This is a genomic window from Haloglomus litoreum (assembly GCF_029338515.1).
GTDB lineage: Archaea > Halobacteriota > Halobacteria > Halobacteriales > Haloarculaceae > Haloglomus > Haloglomus litoreum.
On the sequence record NZ_CP119988.1, the window covers coordinates 3,277,217 to 3,286,913 of the forward strand.

Annotated in this window: 14 protein-coding genes; 7 read left to right on the plus strand and 7 right to left on the minus strand. The window is 63.1% G+C overall.

Translation table 11 applies throughout. The features are described 5' to 3' along the window. Window positions 1–94: 94 nt before the first annotated feature. Together P2T62_RS16470 and P2T62_RS16475 are read left to right on the plus strand one after the other, a co-directional pair. A complete protein-coding gene (locus P2T62_RS16470; RefSeq protein ID WP_276258107.1) occupies window positions 95–625 on the plus strand; it encodes a hypothetical protein in 531 nt (176 codons plus the stop codon). A 47-nt stretch (window positions 626–672) separates the two neighbouring features. Next, a complete protein-coding gene (locus tag P2T62_RS16475) occupies window positions 673–807 on the plus strand; it encodes a hypothetical protein (protein WP_276258108.1) in 135 nt (44 codons plus the stop codon). Window positions 808–890: 83 nt separating this feature from the next. On the opposite strand, the gene P2T62_RS16480 is transcribed toward P2T62_RS16475, so the two are convergent. The 6 genes from P2T62_RS16480 to P2T62_RS16505 all read right to left on the minus strand — a co-directional run bounded on the left by P2T62_RS16480 (window position 891) and on the right by P2T62_RS16505 (window position 5,542). Further along, window positions 891–1,121: a hypothetical protein gene (locus tag P2T62_RS16480; protein WP_276258109.1), complete on the minus strand. Its 231-nt coding sequence runs from the start codon at window positions 1,119–1,121 to the stop codon at window positions 891–893. Between the two features lie 60 nt (window positions 1,122–1,181). Beyond that, a complete protein-coding gene (locus P2T62_RS16485; protein WP_276258110.1) occupies window positions 1,182–2,216 on the minus strand; it encodes a Cdc6/Cdc18 family protein in 1,035 nt (344 codons plus the stop codon). 119 nt (window positions 2,217–2,335) lie between these two features. Then, on the minus strand, window positions 2,336–2,947 hold the full coding sequence (locus tag P2T62_RS23390; RefSeq protein ID WP_337250425.1) for a type IV pilin N-terminal domain-containing protein: 612 nt from the start codon (window positions 2,945–2,947) through the stop codon (window positions 2,336–2,338). 25 nt (window positions 2,948–2,972) lie between these two features. Further along, complete coding sequence (locus tag P2T62_RS16495; protein WP_276258111.1) at window positions 2,973–3,572, minus strand: type IV pilin N-terminal domain-containing protein; 600 nt, start codon at window positions 3,570–3,572, stop codon at window positions 2,973–2,975. A gap of 2 nt (window positions 3,573–3,574) precedes the next feature. Continuing rightward, a complete protein-coding gene (locus P2T62_RS16500; protein ID WP_276258112.1) occupies window positions 3,575–4,042 on the minus strand; it encodes a type IV pilin N-terminal domain-containing protein in 468 nt (155 codons plus the stop codon). Between the two features lie 642 nt (window positions 4,043–4,684). Continuing rightward, window positions 4,685–5,542 carry a hypothetical protein gene (locus P2T62_RS16505; protein WP_276258113.1) on the minus strand — a complete coding sequence of 286 codons (858 nt, stop codon included), beginning with the start codon at window positions 5,540–5,542 and terminating at the stop codon, window positions 4,685–4,687. Between the two features lie 157 nt (window positions 5,543–5,699). Between P2T62_RS16505 and P2T62_RS16510 the strand changes: the two genes are divergently transcribed. The 3 genes from P2T62_RS16510 (at window position 5,700) to P2T62_RS16520 (ending at window position 7,422) form a co-directional block, all read left to right on the plus strand. Next, entirely contained in the window at window positions 5,700–6,305 is a 606-nt protein-coding gene (locus tag P2T62_RS16510; protein ID WP_276258114.1) for a site-specific integrase, read from the plus strand. 69 nt (window positions 6,306–6,374) lie between these two features. Next, window positions 6,375–6,857, plus strand: a complete 483-nt coding sequence (locus tag P2T62_RS16515; protein WP_276258115.1) for a hypothetical protein — start codon at window positions 6,375–6,377, stop codon at window positions 6,855–6,857. Window positions 6,858–6,861: 4 nt separating this feature from the next. Then, a complete protein-coding gene (locus P2T62_RS16520) occupies window positions 6,862–7,422 on the plus strand; it encodes a hypothetical protein (protein WP_276258116.1) in 561 nt (186 codons plus the stop codon). Between the two features lie 2 nt (window positions 7,423–7,424). Here the strand turns inward: P2T62_RS16520 and P2T62_RS16525 are convergent, their stop codons facing one another. Further along, complete coding sequence (locus P2T62_RS16525; RefSeq protein WP_276258117.1) at window positions 7,425–7,769, minus strand: hypothetical protein; 345 nt, start codon at window positions 7,767–7,769, stop codon at window positions 7,425–7,427. Between the two features lie 185 nt (window positions 7,770–7,954). Between P2T62_RS16525 and P2T62_RS16530 the strand changes: the two genes are divergently transcribed. Both P2T62_RS16530 and P2T62_RS16535 read left to right on the plus strand, forming a co-directional pair. Further along, window positions 7,955–8,137 carry a hypothetical protein gene (locus P2T62_RS16530; protein WP_276258118.1) on the plus strand — a complete coding sequence of 61 codons (183 nt, stop codon included), beginning with the start codon at window positions 7,955–7,957 and terminating at the stop codon, window positions 8,135–8,137. Continuing rightward, window positions 8,134–9,696: a hypothetical protein gene (locus tag P2T62_RS16535; protein ID WP_276258119.1), complete on the plus strand. Its 1,563-nt coding sequence runs from the start codon at window positions 8,134–8,136 to the stop codon at window positions 9,694–9,696. Before P2T62_RS16530 ends, P2T62_RS16535 begins: the two co-directional genes overlap by 4 nt. Window position 9,697: the final 1 nt, after the last annotated feature.

The window sequence follows — 9,697 nt, forward strand, 5'->3', positions numbered from 1 at the left end:
GGCTTTTTCACAACCCGTTCCAACGTCCTCGATAGTGACATCGCGAGGGGGAAACGACGGCCGCGACGAAGCACTGGAAGAGTCGCGTCGTGTGATGGACAAGCAGGTCGCCACCTTGGAGAGTATCGACGACAAAGCCATGCGGACGGTCCGAACGGCCATTATCGTCCTCGGGTTCGTGGCCTCGACTGCCGGGATTGCGGGCCCGAGCGAACTGGGTGGAATCCCGCTTACGACCCAGGTGTTTCTCTTCTTCGGCGTTGCATTCCTCCTTATCGCTGCGTTCGTCGGTATCGGCACATACACCGTGACTGAGTACCCTGTCGGTGTTCGCGACGACTTCCGCGACAGGGCGCTGCGGCGGAGTCGTGAGAAATGGGTTGAGAGTCTCCTCGGGAAATATGATGAGTGGACAGCCGAGCTTGAGGATGAAATTACGACCAACGGGGGATATTTGGAAGACGCACAGTTCGCACTACTCATCGGGATTTTCTGCCTCGTATTCGCTGCCGGGTTAGTGGTGCTGAAGCAGTCGTACGGGGTCGAGCCACTCCAGGCAACAGGGGCCGTGTTCCTGTCGGTGCTGACGGGACTCCTGCTATTCGCGCTTAAATCGAGGTGGTAATCTACACCCAGTAGTTTTACTGTCGCGGAGTAGTAGGAGCGATTGTGATGTCCGACAGCGATACCGACTCCGAGTCCGACGACACGATTCGTGTCCGCAAGGGCTCCGAGCGCGCCCGCCGGTTCTTCTCGTTCTTCGGGATCCGGTCGGCCCGGATGGAGCGCGAGCGCCAGGAGCGGTAATCGCTGACGAGCACCCGCATTATAGATGGCTGAACCAGCTCCTCCACGACCAAGCCACTGCTCTGAACACCCTCGCCGCACGCTCAGACCACCACCCACACCTTCCGGTTTGCCTCGATTCGCTCCACCACGTCCAGCCCACGAACCCGACAGGCCCGCCGCAGCAGATATTCGACCGTCCGCTCGTCGCTCCCCAGCTCGGCCGCGAGGTCGGCGGCATCGAGCCGGCGCTCGCCGCGGGCGAGTCGGTTGCCGATGGCGTGCCGAAGTTGCTTCTCCCGTCGCCGCTCGTGGTCGCCAGTGATGGCTGCCATACCTGGCCGGATGCAAACGAGGGTAAAAGGCGTCCTTCGCGCGCTTCCGGGTTTCCGGGTTTACTCGGCCGCGGGCTCGGCCTCGGGCGAGTCGATCTCGACGACGTGATACCGACGAGCAGGCCCTTCGCCGGTCGCGGTCGCCAGGTTGTAGCTCTGGAGCTTCCCGAGGTAGTCCCGGACCGTCCGCTTCGTCTTCGGCGACGACACCCGCTGGGTATATTCCTCGTACACCGCTTTCGGAGCCGCTCCGCCGTCGGCGTTCGCGAGCACCGCGTAGACGGCCCGCTGGTGGTCGTTCAGCCGTTCGAGGTCGGCCTGTCGCTGCTCGCGAGCCGCCTCGGGGATGGCCGGGGTGATATGACTCCCGTCGATCACGCCCGCTTCATCGTCCATCGCCCGCCGGGCGGCCCGTCGGAGGATGCTGATGGCCCGGCGGGCGTCCCCGGCCGCGGCGTCGGCGATGCGTTCGAGCTGCGGTCGCTCGACCGCGCCGGGTTCGAGCGCGCCGCGGGCTCGCCGGTCGAGGATGGAGACGAGCGTGTCGAGGCTGTAGCTGTCGCAGTGGACATGGACGCCCGAGCGGAACCGTGACCGCAGGCGCTCGTCGAACAGGCCCGAGAGCGACTGCTCGTCGTTGGTCACCAGGACGAGCGTCAGCTTCGGGATGGAGTAGAGTTCGCCGAGGAGCCCGGGGTCGCCCAGCTGGTCGGCTTCGTCGAGCACCGCGAGGTAGGGGGCGTCGACATCGCGGAGTCGCGAGAGCATCGTGTCACGGGCTGTGGTCCGATGGATGTCGTGGGTGGGCGCGACCGGGTCGAGGAGTTCGAGGAGCACGCGAAACGGCTTGCTGGCGGCCCAGCAGTCGACATGTTTCGTGTGGATGTCGAGCCGCTCCTCCTCGATCTGCTGGAGCGAGTAGCGCGCGAGACAGGTCTTCCCGGCGCCGGATGGCCCGGTGATGAGCGCGTCTTCGGGCCGCCCGCCGTCGGCGACGGGCTGGAGGGCGGTCTGCAGGAGATTCTTCTCCGGGTTGCGGTGGACGATCTCCCGCGGGACCCAATCCGCCTGGAGGACACGGGCGTTGGTAATCATATCGTGTCCTGTCCCCCGCGGGGGTCATAACCGGAAGGGTCAGACTTCCGGGTTTCCGGGTTCGCCGTGGCTGTCGCTCAGCGGTGTGGAAAGAATGGAGAAGTCGGTGGTTAGCTGCTCTAGGCGTCCGGACCGGTCCACTTGCCGAGCGTGGCCGTGTCGCCACCGTTCGAGGAGGACCACGTCACGCGGATAGTCGCCCCATTCAGCTGTAGGCTATCGATTTCCTTGCTCCCCGTAGGTTCATCAGCACTGTCGACGTTCACCGACTGGTCGCTGTCACCGTCGAGGTCATTAGCATTGTCTGCCGCACTAGCCTGTTGGAAGTCATCACCGGCAAGCGTTGCCGCACTACCTGCCGAAACATCGCCAGAGCCCGCTTCTTCCTCCCAGGTATCAGAGTCTGGGCGTATCTTTGCATCGTACGGAACTCCAGTTTGTGGGTTGCTGTCTGTACCGATTGCCCCAGTACTAGCGAAGCTAATCTGTGAAGCAGCAATCTTGTCCCCACCATCGTGCGTGATAGTAAGGGAATCGGCAGTACCCGGAGCGTTATCAGTCAGGTCGAACGTGAAGCTCGCCTGCGGGCTCGTGTCACTGACCTGGTCACCGAGACCGAGCACGAACGTGCCGATGACGGCAGCCAGGATGACGGTTATCGCGACCATCAGGATGACCCCGATGACCGGCGACACCGCGTCGTCGTCGCCGAGTAGGTTTGTGAATTCCATTTTCTTGATAAATTTTTTTCGCTGATTACGCGTCCGGGCCAGTCCACTTGCCGAGCGTGGCCGTGTCGCCACCGTTCGAGGAGGCCCAGGTGACCCGAACAGTGGCCTCGTTCAGGTCAACGTTGTTTACAGTCGATCCTCCAGTTTCAGAGTTTGCGATAACCGAGTAGGTACTACCTCCTTCGGCCTGTATCGTGATGCTACTGCCGGCAGATACCTCACTGGGTCCATCGTTGTCGTCAGTATTGTCGTTCTGCATATCTGCGATGGCCTGCCAGCTGCTTCCATCCTGGAGCGAACCGCCCTGGATGAAGACATCCGATGGGGTGCTCGCATCAAGATCATCGACAGCGCCAGTGGCTTTGATACTGAGCTGCGACGCGGAAATCTTGTCACCACCATCGTGAGTAACCGTTAGGCGGTCTTGCGGCGTCCCACCATTCTCACGATCGTCAAAGTCGAACGTGAAGCTCGCCTGCGGGCTCGTGTTCGAGACCTGGTCCCCGAGACCGAGCACGAACGTGCCGATAACGGCGGCCAGGATGACGGTTATCGCGACCATCAGGATGACCCCGATGACCGGCGAGACCGCGTCTTCGTCGGCGAACAGGTTACCGAATTCCATCGTTAGTTAGCCTCCGGTCCAGTCCACTTTCCGAGCGTAGCCGTGTCGCCACCGTTCGAGGATTCCCAGACAACGCGGACCGTATCACTGTTGTCTGCATCAACCGTGGCGGTATCACCGGCAGTTACGTCGTTTGACCATCCCGATGGGCTCTCGATAGTGTCGGTTCCATCAGTGACGGAGAGCTGCGAGACAGCAATCCCGTCACCACCATCATGCGTGATGCTCAGTTCACCACTGTCGGAGTTGTCACCATTATTTGCCAGTTCGCTTGTGTCAGTGACTGATACACTGCCGTCGAAGTCGAACGTGAAGCTCGCGGTCGGACTCGTGTTCGAGACCTGGTCCCCGAGACCGAGCACGAACGTGCCGATAACGGCGGCCAGGATGACGGTTATCGCGACCATCAGGATGACCCCGATGACCGGCGACACCGCGTCGTCGTCGCCAAGTAGGTTGTTGAGTTTCATTGTCGTTGTCTCGCGCCCAGGGGCGTCGTGTGTAAGCCACGCTTACGGCCGACGGGATCGAGCCCGACGCCGACCGTCCAGCCCGGCTCACGGCCCGGGTCGCGTAATCTTCCGGACCGACTCTCCACATATAAATGCACGTGCCGTTCGGCCGCGGATACAGGAGTTTAATGCGTCATTACGGCCCGAATTCGAGCGTCTGAGGCTACCGAGACCCAACCCGTATCCACACGGATATTCATACGAATCCCGGACAAACAACCGTGAGAGGCCATCTCCAGGCCGACGAACCGACCCACATCCACCAACGCCCCGGAATCTACCCGCGTAATGGCCCATTAACGGCGATTCCCACCGCGGATGGCGTGCCCAGGATTGACAGCCCCTGATAAAGCTGCTGGCCAGTTAGAACGTCGCTAATAAAGGTCACCACCATCCAGGGGTGTGGCGCGCACCCCGGCTATATCCGGTCTGGCCGCTCAGGAACTGAAAGCGCGGGCGGGGGACCAACCCGGGCAGAGTGGCCCCCCACTCACATACCCTCCCCACGAGTGCCGGGCTCATGCAGCACGTGGTGGGCACCACCGCCTACGCCGGCCACGCCTAAAAACAGCCCCACCGTTTTCCCACCCCGAAACCACCCTACCGCGGCAGGAACCCGTCCAGCACGGGTGGCGCCCCTAGCAACTCGGCCGCCCGGATATCCAGCCGGATGTTGGTCCCGGCATCGACCCGGACCTCATCATCCTGCGGGGCGACCGACCGGAGCAGCCGGGCGATAGCCTCACGGCGGCCGTCGTGGTGCATCGCGAGCTGCAGTGGCATCCCGCCTCCGGGGAGCGCCGTCCCGCGCTGCCGGACCGCGACCCGGGCGGCAGCCAACCGCACCGGCCGCGGCGCGTCGAGCAGCAGCCACGGCGGGAGCGACGGCCCCTCGGTCGCGCTCGTCGGCGCCCCCAGGACCGCCAACAGCCGCCCGAGCACCGAGCCATCCCGCTTGGGGACCCACTCGGTCCCGCTGATATCGTCGTCGACGTGTCGACGACCCCACTCCAGGCCGAGCACCGAGCCGATGTGCTCGATGTCGGGCTCGGTCCCGTCGGCGACCGACCACGCGGGGAGCCACCCCTGCCGCGGGAGCGACCCGCCGACCACGATCCAGACGATGAGCGCCGACAGCGCCCGCAGTGTCGACTCACCCCAGTCGAGATGCAGCCAGCCGTTGGCCGTCAGCGTGTCCAGAGCCCGCACCGCATCCGGTCGCCCGTCGCCGTCGACCCAGGCGCGAATCCGCCCTCGCGGGAGGTCCAGCGCCGTCGCGACGGCGCCCGAGCCCTGGTTCGGATGGCTGGCGGAGTACTCGCGAACGCGCTGGTAGTTCTCGACGAGCGTTGCGGCGTCAACCGTCTCGCTGCTGGTCCCGTAGGTGTCGATGAACCGCTCGCGGACGGCGCCGACGTCGGTCGGGTCGGCGACGCGACGCAGTTCGCCAGCAGGCATTGGCGTGCCCATCTCCGGACGGGCGTATCAATCCCCGCGTTCCAGTGAGCGAGTATCCTGTGAACCCGCTCACTCATCGGCCGATTCGGGGGTGAACCCGCCTCAATCACCGCGCCCACCCCAGCGTTTGTGCCGGTCTACACCAGACAAGACGCTCATGGTTCGCGTGGACGATGGCGGCGACGTGACGAAGTGCTGGCTCGACCAGGAGGAACTCTCCCGGCTGGAACGGGTGGCCGGTCGCGACGACTGGATGCGCGAGGTGGCCATCCAGTTGATGGGCCGGTGCGGCCTGCGCGCTCACGAAGTGCCGTACCCGGCCGACGAGCATCTCCGCTGGAGCGAGGAGGGCGAGTGTTGGCTGTTCGAGGTCCGGGGCAAGAACACGAGCGGCGGCGACCGGAAGCTCCGCGACGCCTGGATGCCTGACCGCGTCGCCGAGGACCTGAACAAGTACACGCGAGAGCGCGACCTCGGCCGGGGCGACCCGTGGGTCCCGCGCTCGACGCCGACGGTGCGGCGCTGGGTCGACACCGCGACGGACGACATCGCCGACCAGTTGGGCGACGACCGCTGGCGGTCGGTGACCAGCCACGATCTCCGCCGCAGCTGGGCGACCCACCACCTCGTCGAGGAGGGCCGAGACGTACGGACCATGATGTCCATCGGTGGCTGGAGTGACTACTCGGCCATCGAGCCGTATCTGAAAGAAGCGACCGAGGCACGCATTGGCGAGGTGATGGGAGGCCCAGAAGCCCTATAGGCGGATTGACAAAAACTTAACACAGAGGAGGCTCATTACTTTTTAACAAGACTGCACTCAGGAGCCATTATGTCTACTATTAATGACTTGTCTGAACAGGAACGGTGGATATTGAGGCTCCTTTACGCTCCGCAGAACAAGAGCGACGGCGATATTACCATTGAGGGTCGGACCAGATTGGTCAAGGGCCTATTCTTGATAGAGAGAATGTTTGCTGACAGATTCTCTGATTTTCGAGGTACTGGCTTTGATTTTGAGCCCTACAAGTACGGTCCATTTGACCAAGACGTGTACGATAGCTTGGAGAGCCTGGAGGAGAGGGGGCTTGTCAAAGAAGTCCCCACTCATCCAGAGAATGGAGATCGAATAGAACTCACATCCCAGGGGAAGCGAACTGGGGAGGAAGTATTCATGAATCTACGCCCGGAGCAAAAGAGCCATTTATCCTGGATTAAGGGAAAGCACGTGCAACAGCCGGTGGCTCAGTTGCTGAGCTTTGTCTATAACAAATACCCAGATATGGCAGAGAATACCGAATATAAAGGTTTCTGAGATAATGGTCGGTATCCCTGAAGTGATGGTGGGGGTGGGTAGTATTTACATCACTGCTGCGGCATTTCTCTGGCGAGAAACCCGGAATCTACGGAAGGAATATGGAGAAGACTATGACGATATGATGACCTATCGTGCAAGCCAGTTCAGGTCTGAACTGCACGATATTGTCACTGATGTACTTCAAGACGTTAACATGGCGGAGTATCAGGGCACCGATGAAGATGATCTGGAAGTTATGGATGCAATGGAATCCATAGATCGCACACAACTGACTGAAGTAGAGGAAGCGCTTCGCGAGTATGACCGGCCTCCAGAGTTAGTATCCACGACACAGGACGAGTACGGAACTACCACAAACAACCTTCTCTTTGCAGGAGGTTCAGCACTGATAATGGCCGTTGGATCCGTCCTTGCGAACGGTAATAGCGAACAAGGAATCCAGATTATCTTAGGGGCCTTTCTAGTAGTAGGCACAATAACGGCGGTCAATAGCTTTAGGGCTGCTAGAAGTGCCGAGAAGGAAGTAAACGAAGCCGTCAGAGACTATACTGAAGATTACTGATATTACGGCGCTTCGACCAGCACATCCTCACCGTCGCTCATCCGCATGAGATACAGCGACTCCTGGAGTTCGGCATCGAGCCACTCCCGGATCCCGGGCGGGAGCGTCACCGCGACCGAGTCCCCGCACTCACCCAGCGTCCGCTCGTAGTCGACCGCGTCCGAATCGTAGTCGCCCAGGTGAAGCGTTGCCCCCCGCTCGGCGTACTTCCCGGCGCCACGGTCGATTCCGACTGCCTCGCCCACCGAGAGCCCGGCGTCGGCCACCCACCCAGGGTCCAGCGTCACCCCGTGCCGACGTGTCCCGAGACACATCAGCGAGCGAATAGAACAGTTCTGCGCTGACATACGATAACCGGAGAGGTCAATCGTAACAAATCCTGCGTCCAGAGCGACCGCAGACCGGCGGTTGTTGCACAGTATCTGCACAGTATCCGCACGCCATCCGCGCAGTATAATCCGACGGTTGACACGTTATCTGGCCGTGGGTGAGCGGAAGTCCGTCGGTCGCCCCGGCGGGCGGAGCGCAACCCATGAGCGCAACACCAGAGAGCGAGCGTAAGCCGCTCTCGACCTCCTTTTCGCAGGAGGCACGACCCAGTGGTATCGACAGCGTGGCGACGCGCGCTGACATCACCTCGAACCTCCAGCTCGGCGACCTGGCAACCGTCGACGAGGAGCTGTTCGAGGTCTTCGACCTGGAGGGCCGCCGATGAGGCGGCTGGCCCACAGCGGCTTCGTCGCCCTGATCGCCATCCTGCTCGCGACCTCGATGGTCGCCCCGGTCGCGATGGCCGATCACGACGAGCGCGAGAACGGTCCACCGCCTATCGACACGACGAGCGACGAGAGTCCGCGCGTCTGGGTCGAGGAGACCGACGTGACCATCGCCGAGCACCGGATGGGCGAGCACGGCACGGACCCGCTCGCCTACGAGGCTGACGACGGGAGCAACACGGAGCTCCCGGCAGAAGTGAACGCCTCAGACGCCGACGCACCCATCGAGGTGTCGCCGGCGTACATCGACGACCCGGACCTCTACGGCCCCGTCACCGACGACGAGGGTAACGTCGAGGACCAGTCGTTCGTCGCTGAGGAGGGTGACTGGGCCATCAGCGGGAGCGCCTCCGCGAAGGGCAGCGCCACGGAGTGGTCCGACGCACCGAACTTCCGCGCGGCGCCGACCCAGCTCGCCACCGACGGCAGCATGACCGCCGGCGACACGGTGCTGTTCAACTACTCGGACAACGTCACCCTGGACAACGCCCGGAAGCGGGTGCTCACCGTGGCTGGTGAGGTCAACACCCTCGACAGTGGCGCGCACGTCCGCTTCGAGATCGTCGACAAGGACGGCGACTTCACCTACTCGAACATCTCCACCAGCGCCGCTGACGCGAACGAGGAGACGTTCGCGAACGAGACCGGCGCCTTCTACGCGAGTACCCGCGTCGACACGCTGGTCTCGGCGAACGGCGTCCAGGGCTCCGGCGACGGGACGATGGACGAGATCAACGCCGTCCGGCTGAACATCTCGGAGGCGGACGCTGACCTCGCCATCACCGGGATGGACATCTCCTCGAAGGAGACGAAGAGCTTCGCGACGGTCGCATACCAGGACGACTCGGACGACCGGTACGAGACCGAGACGCGAACGAACGTCGACGGCGGTGCCGTCCGCCTTCGCTCGCTCGACGGGCTCGCGGACCACTGGGGCGACGCCCACGTCCACGACCTCGTCGTCGGCGCCGGCGACGCGACGGTCAACTACGGCCTGAGCATGGCCGACGGGTCGAACGTCACCATGACCGACGCCGAGGACTACGCCAGCTACTCCGACCGGCTGGAGGGCCAGCCGCTCGCGGTCTGGGACATCCCGGCGCCGGTCGACGTGACTCACGGCACGCTCGACCTCGTGGCCGAGCAGCGCCAGCCCGGCAGTCAGTACATCAGCGTCGACTACGCCACCGGCTACGCCGGCAACTACTCCGAGGCCACCACCACCGACGCGACGAGCCAGTTCAGCGGCGCCATCGGCGACCGCGTCGAGCTGGCGACGGACATCTCGGCGTCCAGCGACCACGACGCCGCAGTCGGGATGGAGATCGTCTACACGAGCTCCGAGGCCGACGCGGTGTACCAGTCCGCCCCCGCGATGGGCGGCCCGACCGGGAAGTCCGGCGGGTTCTTCAGCACTATCTGGGGCAAGGTCGCCGGACTCGGTGGCGCGCTCGTGACCGCGCTCGGTCTCGGGAAGATCTTCGGCGGAGGGAGCTGAA

Coding starts and splice junctions, on each gene's coding strand:
- P2T62_RS16505 (WP_276258113.1), bottom strand. CDS start 5,542: ATGCCTGCTGGCGAACTGCGTCGCGTCGCCGACCCGACCGACGTCGGC.
- P2T62_RS16475 (WP_276258108.1), top strand. CDS start 673: ATGTCCGACAGCGATACCGACTCCGAGTCCGACGACACGATTCGTGTC.
- P2T62_RS16515 (WP_276258115.1), top strand. CDS start 6,375: ATGTCTACTATTAATGACTTGTCTGAACAGGAACGGTGGATATTGAGG.
- P2T62_RS23390 (WP_337250425.1), bottom strand. CDS start 2,947: ATGGAATTCACAAACCTACTCGGCGACGACGACGCGGTGTCGCCGGTC.
- P2T62_RS16470 (WP_276258107.1), top strand. CDS start 95: ATGGACAAGCAGGTCGCCACCTTGGAGAGTATCGACGACAAAGCCATG.
- P2T62_RS16500 (WP_276258112.1), bottom strand. CDS start 4,042: ATGAAACTCAACAACCTACTTGGCGACGACGACGCGGTGTCGCCGGTC.
- P2T62_RS16480 (WP_276258109.1), bottom strand. CDS start 1,121: ATGGCAGCCATCACTGGCGACCACGAGCGGCGACGGGAGAAGCAACTT.
- P2T62_RS16525 (WP_276258117.1), bottom strand. CDS start 7,769: ATGTCAGCGCAGAACTGTTCTATTCGCTCGCTGATGTGTCTCGGGACA.
- P2T62_RS16530 (WP_276258118.1), top strand. CDS start 7,955: ATGAGCGCAACACCAGAGAGCGAGCGTAAGCCGCTCTCGACCTCCTTT.
- P2T62_RS16510 (WP_276258114.1), top strand. CDS start 5,700: ATGGTTCGCGTGGACGATGGCGGCGACGTGACGAAGTGCTGGCTCGAC.
- P2T62_RS16520 (WP_276258116.1), top strand. CDS start 6,862: ATGGTCGGTATCCCTGAAGTGATGGTGGGGGTGGGTAGTATTTACATC.
- P2T62_RS16495 (WP_276258111.1), bottom strand. CDS start 3,572: ATGGAATTCGGTAACCTGTTCGCCGACGAAGACGCGGTCTCGCCGGTC.
- P2T62_RS16485 (WP_276258110.1), bottom strand. CDS start 2,216: ATGATTACCAACGCCCGTGTCCTCCAGGCGGATTGGGTCCCGCGGGAG.
- P2T62_RS16535 (WP_276258119.1), top strand. CDS start 8,134: ATGAGGCGGCTGGCCCACAGCGGCTTCGTCGCCCTGATCGCCATCCTG.